This is a genomic window from Streptomyces sp. TSRI0281 (assembly GCF_001905125.1).
Classification (GTDB): domain Bacteria; phylum Actinomycetota; class Actinomycetes; order Streptomycetales; family Streptomycetaceae; genus Streptomyces.
In genome coordinates, this window is the sequence record NZ_LWLE01000008.1 from 1 (window position 1) to 15,674 (window position 15,674).

13 protein-coding genes and 2 pseudogenes are annotated in these 15,674 nt (G+C 70.2%); 7 read left to right on the forward strand and 8 right to left on the reverse strand.

Features of this window, described 5'->3' with window-relative positions:
* Together A6A29_RS14810 and A6A29_RS14815 are read right to left on the reverse strand one after the other, a co-directional pair.
* Positions 1–311 (reverse strand): annotated as a pseudogene (locus A6A29_RS14810) (histidine kinase); the annotation flags it as partial.
* Between the two features lie 41 nt (positions 312–352).
* Positions 353–1,036 (reverse strand): response regulator, encoded by a 684-nt coding sequence (locus tag A6A29_RS14815; RefSeq protein ID WP_073720551.1) that lies wholly within the window; start codon positions 1,034–1,036, stop codon positions 353–355.
* A 405-nt stretch (positions 1,037–1,441) separates the two neighbouring features.
* Between A6A29_RS14815 and A6A29_RS14820 the strand changes: the two genes are divergently transcribed.
* From A6A29_RS14820 to A6A29_RS14845, 6 genes are all read left to right on the forward strand, one after another.
* Positions 1,442–2,764, forward strand: coding sequence for a sensor histidine kinase (locus A6A29_RS14820; protein ID WP_079182758.1), 1,323 nt, complete (start codon positions 1,442–1,444; stop codon positions 2,762–2,764).
* The gene (locus A6A29_RS14825; protein WP_073720552.1) at positions 2,757–3,476 is read left to right on the forward strand and encodes a response regulator; all 720 of its coding nucleotides are present in this window, start codon (positions 2,757–2,759) and stop codon (positions 3,474–3,476) included. Before A6A29_RS14820 ends, A6A29_RS14825 begins: the two co-directional genes overlap by 8 nt.
* 167 nt (positions 3,477–3,643) lie before the next feature.
* A complete protein-coding gene (locus A6A29_RS14830; RefSeq protein ID WP_073720682.1) occupies positions 3,644–4,435 on the forward strand; it encodes a class I SAM-dependent methyltransferase in 792 nt (263 codons plus the stop codon).
* 164 nt (positions 4,436–4,599) lie between these two features.
* Positions 4,600–5,565 (forward strand): aldo/keto reductase, encoded by a 966-nt coding sequence (locus A6A29_RS14835; protein WP_073720683.1) that lies wholly within the window; start codon positions 4,600–4,602, stop codon positions 5,563–5,565.
* A gap of 286 nt (positions 5,566–5,851) precedes the next feature.
* The gene (locus A6A29_RS14840; protein ID WP_241838472.1) at positions 5,852–7,054 is read left to right on the forward strand and encodes a hypothetical protein; all 1,203 of its coding nucleotides are present in this window, start codon (positions 5,852–5,854) and stop codon (positions 7,052–7,054) included.
* A gap of 153 nt (positions 7,055–7,207) precedes the next feature.
* Positions 7,208–8,482: an alpha/beta hydrolase gene (locus A6A29_RS14845; RefSeq protein WP_073720553.1), complete on the forward strand. Its 1,275-nt coding sequence runs from the start codon at positions 7,208–7,210 to the stop codon at positions 8,480–8,482.
* Between the two features lie 97 nt (positions 8,483–8,579).
* On the opposite strand, the gene A6A29_RS14850 is transcribed toward A6A29_RS14845, so the two are convergent.
* On the reverse strand, positions 8,580–9,008 hold the full coding sequence (locus tag A6A29_RS14850) for a pyridoxamine 5'-phosphate oxidase family protein (protein ID WP_073720554.1): 429 nt from the start codon (positions 9,006–9,008) through the stop codon (positions 8,580–8,582).
* An 88-nt stretch (positions 9,009–9,096) separates the two neighbouring features.
* On the opposite strand from A6A29_RS14850, the pseudogene A6A29_RS14855 reads away from it, so the two are divergent.
* Positions 9,097–9,452, forward strand: a pseudogene (locus A6A29_RS14855) (nitroreductase/quinone reductase family protein).
* An 81-nt stretch (positions 9,453–9,533) separates the two neighbouring features.
* Here A6A29_RS14855 and A6A29_RS14860 read toward each other — a convergent pair.
* The 5 genes from A6A29_RS14860 to A6A29_RS14880 all read right to left on the reverse strand — a co-directional run bounded on the left by A6A29_RS14860 (position 9,534) and on the right by A6A29_RS14880 (position 15,523).
* Entirely contained in the window at positions 9,534–10,187 is a 654-nt protein-coding gene (locus A6A29_RS14860) for an SGNH/GDSL hydrolase family protein (protein WP_073720555.1), read from the reverse strand.
* Between the two features lie 41 nt (positions 10,188–10,228).
* Complete coding sequence (locus tag A6A29_RS14865; RefSeq protein ID WP_073720556.1) at positions 10,229–10,975, reverse strand: sugar phosphate isomerase/epimerase family protein; 747 nt, start codon at positions 10,973–10,975, stop codon at positions 10,229–10,231.
* A 171-nt stretch (positions 10,976–11,146) separates the two neighbouring features.
* The gene (locus tag A6A29_RS14870) at positions 11,147–12,571 is read right to left on the reverse strand and encodes a polysaccharide lyase 6 family protein (protein ID WP_073720557.1); all 1,425 of its coding nucleotides are present in this window, start codon (positions 12,569–12,571) and stop codon (positions 11,147–11,149) included.
* A gap of 128 nt (positions 12,572–12,699) precedes the next feature.
* Complete coding sequence (locus A6A29_RS14875) at positions 12,700–14,133, reverse strand: polysaccharide lyase 6 family protein (RefSeq protein ID WP_073720558.1); 1,434 nt, start codon at positions 14,131–14,133, stop codon at positions 12,700–12,702.
* Between the two features lie 43 nt (positions 14,134–14,176).
* A complete protein-coding gene (locus A6A29_RS14880) occupies positions 14,177–15,523 on the reverse strand; it encodes an alpha-L-fucosidase (RefSeq protein WP_073720559.1) in 1,347 nt (448 codons plus the stop codon).
* Between the last annotated feature and the right edge of the window lie 151 nt (positions 15,524–15,674).

Sequence of the window (15,674 nt, forward strand, 5' to 3'; positions counted from 1 at the left end):
TTCGCATGACGCGAACCCGGCACATTCGTATGCGCCAGCTCATCCACCAACGCCACCACCGGAGCCCGCTCCAGCACCGCATCGACATCCATCTCGGTGAAAACCGCCGAACGGTACTCGATCTCACTGCGCCGCACCTGCTCCAGACCGTGCAGCATCACCTCCGTACGCGGCCGCCCATGATGCTCCACGAACGCCACCACACAGTCCGTACCCCGCTCCACCCGACGATGCGCCTCCGACAACATCGCGTACGTCTTACCGACACCGGGTGCCGCACCCAGATAGATCCGAAGCTTGCCGCGCGCCATGGTTCTCGGTTCTCTTCCGGTCGGGACAGTGGGGGGAGGCATCACTTCTCGAAGCGGTATCCCATGCCGGGCTCGGTGATGAGATGCCGGGGGTGCGCCGGGTTCGCTTCGAGTTTGCGCCGTAACTGGGCCATGTAGACGCGGAGGTAATTGGTCTGGGTCCGGTAGGACGGGCCCCAGACTTCCTGGAGCAGCTGAACCTGGCTGACGAGCCGGCCGGGGTTGCGGATCAGTACGTCCAGCAGATGCCATTCCGTCGGGGTGAGCCGGATGTCGTGGCCGCCCCGGTGCACCTTCTTCGCGGCGAGGTCGACGGTGAACTCGTCGGTCGTGACGATCACCTCCTCCTCGGCCGTCGTGACGGTCACCGCGCGACGGATCGCGGCCCTCAGCCTGGCAAGAAGTTCGTCGATGGCGAAGGGCTTGGTGACATAGTCGTCGGCCCCCGCGTCCAGCGCCTCGATCTTCTCGTCGGAAGCCTGGCGGGCGGAGACCACGAGGACCGGCACCCGGGTCCAACGGCGAAGGTTCCTCAGTACGTCGAGTCCGTCCATGTCGGGCAGACCGAGGTCCAGCAGGATCGCGTCCGGGTGGTGGGCGGCGGCCAGCCGGAGCGCCGTGGCCCCGTCGGGCGCCGTGTCCACCTCGTACCTGCGCGCCTTCAGGTTGATCTCCAGGGCCCGGACCAGTTGTGGCTCGTCCTCCACCACGAGCACCCGGGTCATCGGCGTGCCGCCTTCCTGTCATCGAGGTGCTGAGCCAGCCCCGGCGCGACGGCCTGCCCTCGCACGTTCCTGAGCGGAGGAGGGGCTGAACGGACTCCCTGAGGAAACCCCCTCACCCGGCGAACCCGCCCCGCGTTGACGCCTCCCTGACGTACACCGGTGCTCCTTTGACGCCTCTCTTACGCCCGCGCCGTCCGACGCCTCTCTTACGCCCGGGCCGTCCGGCCCCGCTCTTACGCCCGGGCCGTCGGCGTACGTCGCCGGAGCCGGTACCGAGGTGCCGTCCGCGTAGGTCGTGAGTATGAGATCGGGCAACGGGACCTACGACTGATGCCCCGGCCACCAGCATCTTTTAGCGTCTTCCTTGTGAAACCCGATCAACTCGACCCCCCTCGGACGGCGGACATGGTGCGCGATACACCCAGCGGTACGAAGCGTGGTGCGCGCGGCAGCCTCGCACCGGCGTTCGCCGCGCTGCGCGACGACCTCTGCCGTCACGCGTTCGCTGTCCGTCCCCTCCCCCCGCTGAGCGAGTCACCCGCTCTGACCCGGGCCCGCGCGCTGCTGCCGTCCGGGCTGGAGAACTCCGCCCGGTGGGCCCCGCACCTTGCGGTCTGCGCGCTCGCCCTGGTGGCCGTACTGGTGTCGTCGCGGTTCGTGAGCCCGGCGGAGGGTATGCCGGGCCTCCTCCTGGTCGGCGGGCCCGTCCTGCTGACCCTGCTGATGCCGGTGACGGCCTGGTTGCTGACGCTGCTCGCGCTCGTCGTGGGTTCGTTCGACCTCGCGGGCCTCGGCGGCTCGGGTTTCCTCCTCATCCACGTCACCTGCCCGCTGGTCCTCGTCGTCGCCACGATGCGGCTGCGTCCCGGGGGTGCCGCCTGGATGTGGCTGATCACCGGTGCCGTCGTTCTCGGGGGCGAGGGGAGTCTGGCCGTCCCCGCCCCCGTATCACTCCTCGTCCTCGCTCTCGCCGCGGTCGTCACCGTGCTGCTGAGCGGCTGGCTGCGCGCGGGACGACGTGCCGCCGAGCAGACCTCGGCCGCCCAGGACGAGCGCGACCGGCGGGCCGGGCTGGAGGAACGCACCGCCATCGCCCGTGAACTCCACGATGTCGTCGCGCACCATATGTCGGTCGTCGCGATTCAGGCGGAGGCCGCGCAGTACCGTGTGAAGAACCCCCCGCCCGAGCTGACGGAAACCTTCGCCACCCTGCGCGAGAACGCCGTCCTCGCACTCGCCGAGATGCGCCGGATCCTGGGCGTCATCAGGGCGGACTCGGAACCCGCGACCGGTACCAGGACCAGGGCGCCCCAGCCCACCCTCGCCCGCCTCGACACGGTGATCGCCGGAGTGCGTACGTCGGGGTCCGCGGTGACCAGGACCGTGACCGGAAAAGTGCGTGTACTGGCCCCGGGCGTCGAACTGTCCGCCTACCGGATCGTGCAGGAAGCACTCAGCAACGTCCTGCGGCACGCGCCCGGCGCATCGGTGGACGTCGAACTCTCCTACGTGACGACCGGCCTGGGCCTGCGGGTGGTCAACGGTCCCGCACGCCGCCCGGCAAGCGCCCCGCCGGGCGCCGGACACGGCCTCGTGGGGATGCGCGAGCGCGTCTCCATGCTCGAAGGACGGCTCACCGCGCAGCCGACCGCCGAGGGCGGTTTCGAGGTCACCGCATTCCTGCCCGACGTGTCGCGCACCGACGAGGAGGACATCAAGAATGCCTGAGCAGCCGCCGGTGAGAGTCCTGATCGCGGACGATCAGGCGATGGTCCGTGAGGGGTTCGCCGTACTCCTGGCGTCCCAGCCCGGGATCGAGATCGCGGGCACCGCGGCGGACGGCCTCGAAGCCCTCGTCAAGGTGGCCGAGCTGCGCCCGGACGTCGTGCTCATGGACGTACGGATGCCGGAGATGGACGGTCTGGAGGCCACCGCGCAGATCGTCGCGAGCACCCCGGACACGAAGGTGCTCATCCTCACCACGTATGACCTGGACGAGTACGTGTATCAGGCGCTGTGCGCCGGGGCGAGCGGCTTCCTGCTCAAGGACGCCTCGGCACGGCAGCTGGCGGAAGGTGTGCGGATCGTCGCCGCGGGCGAATCCCTGCTGGCCCCGTCCGCCACCCGCCGGCTGATCACCGAGTTCACACGGCTCGCCGGGACCGGGGCCGTGGCCGGGAACGACAGCGGTCCCCACCGCGGGCCGCGGCCACCGGCGAGAACCAGCCTTCCCGAGCTGACCGAACGGGAGACGGGCGTGCTGGCCCTGATCGCGCAGGGCCTGTCCAACACCGAGATCGGCAGCCATCTCTTCGTCACCGAGTCCACCGTCAAGACGCATGTCAGCAAGGTGCTCGTGAAGCTCGGGCTCCGTGACCGTACCCAGGCCGCCATCTACGCCTACGAGAACGGAGTGGTGGTCATCGGCGGCACGGACTGATCCCGGCCCGCCCCCGACCCGCACACCGCCCGCTCCCGTCCCCGGCTTCTCCTCCCTCTCCTTCCCTCCGCACTCCACCACTCCCCCGTTTCCCCCTTCCCCGGAGCCCCAGGGCGCCGTCTCCCTACCCCGCCATGCCCATTTCGCCCGACGCCGAAAGTCGCATCATGCCGAAGAAGACCCCCGCATCCCTGTCCGTGAACCGTTCCGCCCTGACCCACCGGATCGGCTACGCACTGCGCAACCCCGCCCGCATCGCTCCCTATGTGCGCCGCTCCGTGCGCGACACCTGGCTGAGCGCCAAGCACCCGGACCACGTCGACTACTACCGCGCGGTGATGGCGTCGGACACCAGCCGCAACCCAGAGGCGGCCGTCGGCAGCCAGACCCATGAGCGCTGGCTCGCGCTCGGCGCGATGCAGTTCGACTACCTGGCGGAGCACCATCTGAAGCCCGGCCACCGGATGCTCGACATCGGCTGTGGCAACCTGCGGGCCGGCTGGCGCTTCATCGACTACCTCGATGCCGGGAACTACTACGGGATCGACATCTCGCCGGACATCCTCATCTCCGCCAAGCGCACCGTCAGCACGTACCACTTGCAGGACAAGCTCCCGCATCTCACGATCACCCATGACCTGACCCTCGACTTCCTTCCTCAGGGCCATTTCGACGTGGTTCACGCGCACAGCGTGTTCTCGCACTCGCCGATCGAGGTCATCGGGGAGTGCCTGGCCCACGTCGGCCGCATCCTCGCGCCCGGGGGCTTCTTCGACTTCACCTTCGACCGCACCGACGGCGTCGAACACGCGGTGCTGCGGGAGGACTTCTACTACCGCACCGAGACCCTGATCGCCCTCGCCGCCGAACACGGACTCGTCGCCCGGTTCATGGAGGACTGGGAGGAGCGGCCGCACGGCCAGTCGAAGATCCGCGTCCACGCCCCCGAGAACGGCTGACGGCTCCACCACCCGTACGGGCACGGGCGGGAGCAGGGGCTGTCATCAGGACAACGGCCCCGAAACCCGCCTGACCGAGCGGCCCGGGTCACCTATCGTCAACGTGATTCCTGGCGCGGGCCCCGGCCCGCGCCAGGGCAAGGACCATGACGTGGAGGATGATTGTGCGCTACCGCGAGCTGGGACGCAGCGGTTTGTCCGTATCCGAGATCGGCTACGGCGCGTGGGGCATCGGTGAGTCCGGCTGGGTGGGTGCCACGGAGGACGAATCCGTACGCGCCCTGCACCGCGCCATCGACCTCGGGGTGAACTTCATCGACACCGCCCGTGGCTACGGCGAGAGCGAGCGGATCGTCGGACGGGTCGTCCGTGAGCGGGCCGGTGACGGGGTACGCGTCGCGACGAAGGTGCCGCCGAAGAACGCCGTATGGCCCGCACCGGACGGCCTGGACCCAGCGGCCGCCTTCCCCGGCGAGCACATCCGCGAGAGCCTGGAGACCAGCCTGCGCGCCGCCGGCCTGGATCACTTCGATGTCCTTCAGTTCCATGTCTGGAACGACGAGTGGGTCGGCCGCGGGGACTGGCTGGAGACGATCACCGAACTGAAACAGGAAGGAAAGATCGGACTGTTCGGCGTCTCCATCAACGACCACAGGCCCGACAGCGCACTCGCACTCGTACGCAGCGGCTCCGTGGACAGCCTGCAGATCATCTACAACATCTTCGACCAGTCCCCCGCCGACGAGCTGCTGCCGCTCTGCGCGGAACACGGCGTCGGTGTCATCGTGCGCGTGGCACTGGACGAGGGCGGTCTCACCGGCCGGATCACCGCCGGTACGACGTTCCCCGAGGGCGACTGGCGCAACCGCTACTTCCGCGGTGACCGCCCGGCACAGATCGAACAGCGGGTGTCCGCGATCGTCGCCGACCTCGGTATCGCCCCCGACGAGATCGCGGAGAACGCGCTGCGGTTCGTCCTGAGTTCGCCGGCGGTCTCCACCGTCATCCCCGGAATGCGCACCCCGCGCAACGTCGAGCGCAACACGGCGGTGAGCGACGGACGCCCGCTCACCGCCGACCAGCTCGCCGTGCTGGCCAAGCACCGGTGGGAGCGCAACTTCTACAGCTGATCCGCCGGGGCGCCCGACGGCACCGCCGTCGGGCCATCGGCCCCCGCCCGTGTTCGGCGAGACCCCCTCCGTACCTGCGGAGGGGGTCTCTCTGTCGGGGCGCCGACGTGAGAGCCGCGGCCCGCGGTTTCCAGGTCGTTGAGTACCGTGTACCCCGAACACGTCACCGGGATCATCGTTCCACCGTACGGAAAATTCGCCTCGATGCCGCGCTCTCCCTTGCTCTCCTGAGATCAGGTACGGCTCTTTCCTGAGATCAGGAAAGAGCCTTACGCGTCATTTTCCCATGAACCACTCTTACCGGGGGTTGGCAATCCAAGCGCAGTCGATCGGCACATCAAGACCCCGCCGGCCCTCCGTAGAAGTCAAGAGCAATCGCCTCGACAGCGCCCTTGCGGCCGTATCCCTCTATGCGGCGATCAAAATCATCGGCCTCATCGGCTTGTTCACCTGGTCCGCCTTCCATCAGAAGAGCGCCCATGAGCTGTTGGGCCGGCGCTGGGACTCGCTCTGGTACACGCGCGTCGCCGAAAGCGGCTACTCGTTCACGGTCCAGGCCCCCGACGGGCGGAATCTCTCCAGCATGGCCTTCTTCCCGCTCCTTCCCTGGCTGGAGGAGGCGGGAGCCCGCATCGGCCCCTGGAACGCGTCCGACACCGGGCTGGCCATCAGCACGGTGTCCTCGCTGGCCGCCGCCCTGGGACTTTTCCACCTGGGACGCCACGTCCACAGTTCACGCGCCGGAGTCATCCTGGCCTGTCTGTGGGGCGCCCTGCCGGTCGGCATCGTTCAGTCCATGGCCTACAGCGAATCACTTTTCGTCGCACTGGCGGTCTGGGCGCTGCTCGCCCTGTTGCGCGATCAGTGGATGACGGCAAGCGTTCTCTCGCTCCTCGCCGGGCTGACGAGACCTGTCGGGATCGCGATCAGTGCGGCCATCGTCGTCACCGCGGCAGTCGTGCTCGCGACCAAGAGGTCCGAGCTCAGCAGAAAGAAGCAGATCAGCGTCATCGCGAGCTGTATCGTCTCCCCGCTCGGCGCGGCCGGCTACATTTTGTGGGTCGGACAGCAGAGACAGAAATTCCTCGGCTATCTGGACGTGCAGGCGGAGTGGGGAAACGGATTCGACGGCGGAATCGCCTTCGCGAAATTCCTGGCCGCCTCCCTGGGGAATTCCGGAATACTCTCCGCGGGAATCCTTCTGGCACTCGTCCTTCTCTGTGTGTGGCCGCACCGCATCGCCTGGAAGCAACAGCAGCCGATCGCGCTTGTGGTCTACTCCGCCATCATCACGATCATGGCGGTCGGAGCATCGGGATATTTCGGATCGAAACCCCGTCTGCTGATCCCCGCCTTTCCCCTGCTGCTGGTGCCGGCGATCAGGATGGCCCGTGCGCGCCCCGCCCGGACCGTGGTGGTGCTCTCGGCGATGACCGTCGTGAGTTCGGTGTACGGAGCGTTCTGGCTGAACGGCTCCGGCCCTCCGTGACATAGCGCGCCCACGGGCCCCTCCGCCAGTGACAGATATCAGCGAAAGCCATGAGAGATCCCAACGGATCGCGGGCCCGACGGCACTTAGCGTTCGAGGGAGCGGGCACCCCCGGTGACCGCACACCGCTCGTACGAACGCCAAGGAGACATCATGTCGAGCCCGGCCCCGACTCCGCACCGGCTCAGCAGGAGGCACGTGGTGAGCACGGGCGCGGCCCTCGCCGCCGGTCTCACCGCCGGCCTCGCCGTGACCGCGGCGCCCGCCGCCGCGGCGTCCGGAGGCGCACCGGGTGCCGTGCGGCCCACCCGCACCGAACCGCCCGTGCGGCTCGTCCTGCCCCGCCCGACCGGCCGCCACCCCATCGGCACCGTGGCCCTGCACCTCAGCGACCGCAGCCGCCGCGATCCGTGGGTGACCACCCAGCCGGTGCGGGAACTGATGGTCCAGTTCTGGTACCCCGCCCGCGAAGACGCCGTCCCGAGCCGGCCGGGCCACCCCAGGGCTCCGTGGATGACCGCGGAGGCCGCCAAGGTCTTCCAGAAGACGGGGCTCCTGCCCGACGGCTACGTCACGCTGCCGGTCACCCACGGCCGTACCGGCGCCCCGGCCGACACCCGTGCGGGCCGGCGCCCGGTGATCCTCTACTCGCACGGACACGGTCAGCACCGCGCGTCCAGCATGACCCTGGTCGAGGACCTCGTCAGTCATGGATACGTCGTCGTGACGATCGACCACACCTACGACGCCGGGCAGGTCGAGTTCCCCGGCGGCCGGGTCGCGTCCTACGCGATGCCGCCCCTCGGCGAGGAGGACGACGACCCGGTCATCCTGAAAGCGGTCGACGTACGGGTCGCCGACACCCGGTTCGTCGTGGAGGAGCTGTCCCGGATCGTACGGTTCCGGCGCTCCGGCGCCGGACCGCTCCCGCGCGGTCTCGCCGACCTTCTCGACCTGTCCGCGCTCGCGATGTTCGGCCACTCGCTCGGCGGCGCGACCGCGGCCTCGGCGATCGCGTCGGGGGTGCCGCTCCGCGCGGGCGTGGACCTCGACGGCTCCCTCTTCGGCCCCGTGGTGAAATCGGGGCTGCGCAGGCCGTTCCTCCTGATGAGCGAGGACGCGGACACCGACCCGAGCTGGGTGGAGGTATGGCCCCATCTGCGGGGCTGGCGTCGCCGGCTCCGGATGACCGGGACGCGGCACTTCTCGTACACGGACTACGAGAGCTTCCTGCCCCAGGCCGCCGCGCGCCTCGGGGCGACCGACGAGCAGGTCGCCGAGTTCATCGGCCCGCTCGACAGCACACGGTCGATCGACATCCAGCGGCGCTTCCTGCGCGCCTTCTTCGACCTCCATCTGCGCGACCGGCCGGCCCGCATCCTCGAAGGTCCGTCCGCCCGCTATCCGGAGGTGCGCTTCATCGGCTGACGGGGGACGGCCGCCGCGTGCTCACCCGGGCGAAGCCGCCGAGGTGAGCGCGCGGCGGCCTTCGCGGTGCGCCGGCCGGCCCGCCCCGGGCGCGGAGTCAGACCTGGCCGAGATCCGAACTGACCCAACGCTGGGGCCGCATCCGGATCACCACCTGCTCGCCGTGGTTCTCCGAGGCGAAATCGACATAGCCGGCGACCTTGTCCGCCGCGAGGTAGCGCGCCGAGACCTCTTCCAGGTCACCGCGCGTCGCGGGACGGGTCTCGACGACGGGGCCCTCGACGGACACGTAGCGGATCGTCGGCTCCACCCGGTCCACCAGGATCGTGAACCGGCCTGCGGCACCGATGAGTTCGGCCTTGCGCGAGGTGCGACCCGTCAGGATCCTGAGGTCGCCGCCCGGAGTGTACTGGTACCAGATGGGCACGCTGAGCGGCGCCCTGTCCCCGTCCCCGGCCGCCACCGCCAACGCGGCGATGTGAGGCTCGGCAAGGAACTGTTCACGCTCTTCGCGGGTGAGTGCCACGGCAGACTCCATTCGTACGTGGACCGGGCCACCCAGTGTGCCCGCGGCCACCCGCCGCCGCCCCGACCGTCCCGCCCCTGGCGGTGGCGTGTCGTCGGTACGGGGGAATCGGACGCGCCGGCGGTGCCACCGCCCTCCGGGGCAGATGCTGGTGGAGACCCTGGGGCGCACCTCCGGACGGCCCCGGCGTACGCCGGCCGGCGGACCGGGCATGCGTTCTGGTTCGTCTCGGAGTTCGGGGAGAAGTCCCCGTACGTACGCAATATTCAGGCCCACCCGCAGGTCCGGGTCCGGATCAAGGGGCGCCGGCACCACGGCACGGCGCACCTGGTCCCGGACGACGACGCGCGCGCCCGGCTGAGGGAGCTGCCGCGCTTCAACGGTGCGGCGGTCCGCGCCTTCGGTACCGACCTGCTGACCGTACGGGTGGACCTCACCGACTGACGCCGCGCGGCCGTTCGCCGGTGGCTTCGGTTCCGACGCCGACCCACAGGTCACCGCGGACCCACAGGTCCACCGCGCCCCTCACGAGCGCGGGGAGCTGTCCTCGCGGTCTCGGCCGTCCTCGTTCAGCCAGGCATCGGCGATGAGCCGGTGACCGAGAGGGCTGGGATGGACCCCGTCCGGGGCCAGCTCCGCCGCCTCCCTGTCCTTAGCCGCGCGGAGCAGGGCGAGGTCGGCACGTACCACCTGGGCCCCGTTGGCCGTCGCGGCACGCAGGACGGCGTCGGTGCGGGGCGACAGGTCCTCGAACCAGCCTTCCTGGTCCGAGGTGACCGGAAGCAGGAACGGAGTGATGACGACCAGTCGCGCGGACAGTTCCCGCGCGGTGTCGGCGAGGAGGCGCGCGAGGCATGCCTCGAACTCGTCGACCGGGCTGAGGAGTCCCCGGTCGTAGCGCCGCCAGGTGTCATTGATACCGATCTTGACCGTGACCACGGTGGGCCGGTGGCCGATGACGTCGGCGGCCCAGCGGGATGCGAGGTCGTACACGCGATTGCCGTTGAGGCCCTTGTTGATGACGGTGGGGCCGGGTCCGGCGCTCTGCCCGGCGCGCAGTGTCCGCGCGATCTCGTGGACGTAGCCGTCGCCGAGCGATGCGATGTCCGAGCGGTCGCGGCCCGCGTCGGTGATCGAGTCACCGATGAACAGGAGCCTGTCGCCTTGCCCGATGTGCATGTCTGCCGTCCTGGCGTCGGGGGTGGAGGGGGTGGAGCCGCTCATCGGGCCGCCGCGCGCCGCAAGGTGGCGGCCTCGCGGGCCAGCACGGCGGGATCGTCGCCGGGCACGAACTCCAGGAGCGCCTCCAGCCGGGCGGGCCGCCGCTCCAGGAGGTCGAAGACCCCGGACCACAGGGCCTCGCGGTCCGCCAGCGGCAGTCGGCGGTTGCCCGGCCACCACGAGAAGACATGCACCGCGCCGACCCGGTCGCCGAGCTCCGCGAGCCCGGCCAGCGCCTCGTCGTCGGGAGCGTCGAGCGGTGGCTGCCAGTAGGTGCGGAGGTTGTCCGCGTCCACCTCGTCCAGCAGCCGGACGGTTGAGGCGACGGTGTCGGTGAGCGTCTTCGAGTGGAACTCCAGCGCGATCTCCAGGCCGTGGTCCGCGGCGATCCGGGCCGCTTCCCGCAGACAGGCCACGGTCCCGCGCCGCTCCTGCGGCGTGGCGGCCGACGATCCGGCTCCGCCCGCCCAGACCCGCACCCGCGGCGCCCCCAGGAGCACCGCGGCTCGGGCGATCGCCGGGAAATCGGCGGCCTCACCCGGCGTGGCGCGGAAGTACGAACCGTACGAGCAGGAGGTGAGCCCGTACCGGTCGGAAGCGTCACGGGCCGCGCGGACGGCGCCGGGGTCGTCCGGCGGCGCGTGCACGTCAGCACCCCACTCGACCACATCGAGGCCCGCCTGCGCGGCGTGGCGTGCGACGTCGGCGGCGGGCAGCCCCCGGAAGGTGACCGAACACAGTCCCATCCTGGTCACGGCATCCCTTTCTCCCTGCGGTCGCCTCTCGGCGGCTCTTCCGTCGGTCTGCTGCTGGTCTTCCGCGGTGCTTCCCCGGGGCCCTTCGGCGGCTACGGGGAAGCGGCCCGCCCGGGGCGAACGGGCGGACCGTCTCACCGGCGCCCCGTCACCGGTGACGGGTCACGCGGCGTTCGGGCCCACGTCCGCGGTCGTGAGCGGGCGGCGGGCCGGGGGCACCGTGGCGTACTCGTCGGCGCCGATGTCACGGGCGCTGCCGCGTGCGTCGCCGTCGATGTCGTCGGTCACCGCCGGGCTGCCCAGCGTGGCCGCGCCGATCGCCGGGCTGCCCGCCGACAGCCGGGCGATGCCGTCCGCCGCTGTCACCAGCTTCGGGTCCACGCGGGTGTAACCGCCGGAGGGCGCGTTGCCGTTGGACGCGGCGCCCCACAGGATGTTGCTCTGCCAGGTGAAGGCGGTGGTCGTCCCCATCGCGACGAGGCTGCCCGCGCTGCCCACGAGCAGGTTGTCGGCGATGACGACGTTGCGGGGCTCGAACGCCCGTGTCTCGCCGGACAGGGTGCTGGAGTTGTTGAGCAGCGTGTTGTGCACGATCACCGCACGGTCGCAGGCGTCGTTGCCCCGCCGCTCCTCGGTCGTCTCACCCGAGTTGTGGTCGCGGGTGGTGCCGCTGCCCACCACCAGAGCCCGGCCCGACAGCCCGCCGAGGTAGTTGTTGAGGATGAGGTGGTCGTTACCGTAGAGGCGCAGGCCGTCCGTGCCACCGAGCAGGTAATTGCCCTCCACCCTGGAACGGTTGCCGTGCCGCAGCACGATTCCGCCGACGCTGTCGCGGATGGTGTTGTACCGGATGATGTTGTCGGAGGACTTCACCGAGATGGTCTCGGGGTCGCCGTCGCACCGCTCGAACAGGTTGTACTCCACCACCGCGTTGGCGCCGGACAGCGCCCGGCCGCTGACGCCGAGACGGATCGGCTCGCCGCCGTTGGCCCCGCCGAAGCTGTGGTCGGAGAAGTGGTTCCGGAAGATGTGCAGACGCTGGGCCATGGCGGTCGAGCCGGGGCCGTCGACCACGATGAAGATGCCCGCGGTGGTCTTGTCGTGGAAGTGATTCCGGTCGATCTTCGCGTCGTCCGCGCGCACGACGACCCAGTAGAGCCCTTCGATGTCCGCGAACCGGAAGTCGTTGCGGGTCAGCCGGATGCGCGAGCAGTTCGCCGGGAGCTCCAGCGAGGTGCTCTGGCGGAAGGCGAAGCCACTGACGGTGACGTTGCTGGAGTTGCTGAAGACGAAACTGCGCTCGCCCTGGAGCACCGCGCCGCCGCGGGTTTCCGAGACGATGGTGATCGGTGCGTCGGTGGTGCCGTTCCTGCCCGACACGCTGATGCCGCCCGACGGGACGGTGTAGGTGCCGTCCGCCAGAACGATCCGGTCGCCCGGTGCGGCGGCGTTGATCGCGGTCTGGAGGGCGGCCAGGGAAGCGACCGGCGGTGCGGCCTCCGCCGCGCCCGCCGACGGCAGGTGGGTGAGCGGCACGGCGGCCAGCGCTGCCACGGCGGTACCTCTGAGGAACGTGCGTCGTTGCATGATGCCTCCATGTAGGGACAAGAAGGTGCCGGGCCGCTCCGTGCAGCCCCCGCGGCTGGACGTGCTGCGACCGGCGGAGGGGGCAGCCGCCGGCGCACCGGTCCGGCTGTCCCCCCGCGGACGTGTGTTCAGCGGGACCGGGGGCCCACATCGGCCGGGGTCAGCGGCTCGCGCCCGACCGGCCTGCGGGTGTACTCGTCCGCGCCCACATCCCGGGCCCGCCCGCGCGGCTGCCCGTCGATGTCATGGGTGACGTAGCGCCGCCGGAGCGTGGCCGCGCCGATCGCCGGGCTGCCCGCGGTCAGCCTGGCGATGCCGTCCCGGCCCGTCCTCAGCTTCGGATCGACGCGGGTGAAGCCGCCGGCCGGGATGTTGCCGTCGGCGGCCGCACCCCACAGGATGTTGCCCGACCAGGTGAAACGTACGGTGTTCGCCATCGTCACCAGCTCGCCCGACTCCGCGACGAGCAGATTGTCGGCGACGGTCACGTCCCGCGGTTCGTGCGGGCGCTGGCTCTCGCCGGAGAGCATTCCGTGGTTGTTCACCAGGGTGTTGTGGGCGATGACGACCCGGTCGGGCGCGTCGTTGCCGCGGCGCTGGTCGGCCGGCTCTCCGGGCAGGTGGTCGCGGGCCGAACCGCTGCCGATCACCAGGGCCCGACCGGACAGGCCGGCGAGGTAGTTGTTGACGATCACATGGTCGTCGCCGTAGATCCGCAGGCCGTCCGTGCCACCGATGAGGTGGTTGCCCTCCACCCTGCTGCGGTTGCCGTGCCGCAGGACGATCCCGCCGAGGCTGTCGCGGACGGTGTTGTACCGGATGGTGTTGTCCGAGCTCTTGACGGAGATCGCCTCGGGGTCGCCGTTGGCGCGCTCGAACAGGTTGTACTCCACGACCGCGTGGGCACTGGACAGCGCCCGTGGGCTGACACCGAGGCGGATCGGCTCACCGCCGTTGGACCCGGCGAAGCTGTGATCGGAGAAGTAGTTCCTGAACACATGGACGCGCTGGGCCATCTCCTCCGTACCCGCGCCCTCCACACAGAGGTAGACGCCGAGTGTGGTCTTGCCGTGGAAGTGGTTGTGGTCGACCTCGCTGTCGTCGGCGCGCACCATCACCCAGTGCAGGCCCTCGATGTCGGCAAGCTGGAAGTCGTTGCGGGTCAGCCTGATGTGCGAGCAGTTCTCGGGGATCTCCAGGGTGCTGCTCTGACGGAAGGAGAAGCCGCTGAGGGTGAGGTGGCTGGAGGCGTCGAGGACGAAGCTCTGTACGCCGCCGAGGACGACCCCGCCGAGGGACTGGGCGGCGATGGTGATGGGTGCGCGCGCGGTGCCCCGCTTGTTCCGGATGGTGAGGGGCCGGTCCGGGGGAACGGTGTAGCTGCCGTCGGCCAGGACGATCCGGTCACCCGGTCGGGCCCGGTCGATCGCGGCCTGGAGTTCGTCCAGCGAGCCGACGACGGCCGGGGCGGCCGTGGCGCTGCCGGTCAGGAGAGAGCCGGTGGGGACGGCGACCAGCGCCGCCCCTGCCGCTGTGCCCATGAGGAACGTGCGGCGTTGCATGATGCCTCCGAGAGTGTGGTGGGGGATCGGGGCCGGTACCGGGTCAGCCGTCGGCCGGCTCGTCCAGGAACAGCTCGATGACGGGCACGGGGGTGTCGGGGCGCTGAACGGGGATCTGGAGAGTGAGCGTTCCGGCGGGCTGTCCGCCCATCTCGGTGTTGACCGCGGGCCGGTCCGGGGCGATGTGGACCTGGGTGATCTCGGACGCGTCGTTCAGCAACTGGGCGTAGCGCACCCGGCCGGCGAGTCCCGGCAGGTGCAGATGGCGCAACGGCCAGGCGAACAGGTGGACGTAGAGCCGATTGCCGCGCCGCGTGTACCGGCACTCGGAGGGTGCGGTGTACGGGGAGGGGCCGCAGCCGCGCACCGAGCGCTCGTGCAGGTCCATCCACCGGCCGATCTCCCCGAGTACGGCGACGGCGTGCGGGTCGAGGTCGCCGCGGCCGGTGGGGCCGACGTTGAGCAGCAGGTTGCCGTCCTTGGACACCCCGTCGACCAGCATGCGGATCAGCAGGTCGGCGCTCTTGTGGTCGAGGTTGTCGCGGTCGTAGCCCCAGCTTCCGTTGAGCGTCTGGCACGCCTCCCACAGCACGGGCCGCCCGTCGTCGGTCATGGGACCGGAGGGCTGGTACTGCTCGGGGGTGACGAAATCGCCGGGAATGCCTGTCCTGTCGTTGACGAGGACGTGCGGCTGGAGTTCGCGGATCGTCTCCATGAGCTTCGGGGAGTCCCAGTCGTCCGGGCCCTTGCCGCCCCACCAGGTGCGGCCCGCGTACGAGAAGTCGAAGAACAGGTAGTCGATGCGTCCGAAGGACGTCAGCAGCTCTCGGACCTGGCCGTGCAGGTAGCGCCGGTAGTCGCGGATGTCGCGGTCGGCCGTCGCGGCCTTGAACTCCTCGTCGTCGCGCTGCGGATGGGTGCCGTCCACAGGGAAGGAGGGGTGGTGCCAGTCGATCAGGGAGTAGTAGAGACCGACCTTGAGCCCCTCGGCACGGCACGCCTCGACGAACGGTCCGACGAGGTCGCGGCCGTGCGGGGTGTTGGTGACCTTGTACTCGGTGAGGGCGCTGTCCCACAGGCAGAAGCCGTCGTGGTGCTTGGTGGTGAGGACGACGTACCGCATGCCCGCGGCTCTCGCCGCCTTGGCCCACTGGACCGGGTCGTAGCGGTCGGGGTCGAAGTGGTCGAAGTACACCTGGTACTGCTCGTCGGTCAGCTTCTCCCGGTTCTTCACCCACTCGTGCCGTGCGGCGAGGGAGTACAGGCCCCAGTGGACGAACATGCCGAACCGGTCGTGGGTGAACCAGGCCGTCTCCGGGCCCGGTGCGGGCGCCGGGGTCGCGGCGGGCACGGGCGACTCCGCCGCGGGGGTGTCAGCGCTCGGGGTCATGGGAGTATCGCTCCTTGTCGTCGGCATCGGGTGGCGTGCGGGGCGCAGTCGGCGCTCCGGCGGACGCGACCGGAGGGGCTGGTGGTGCGGGGTGTTACGAAACACAGGGGGTCCGGCCGGCGGGCCCGCGGCCCGAGGTCAGAAGACGGTG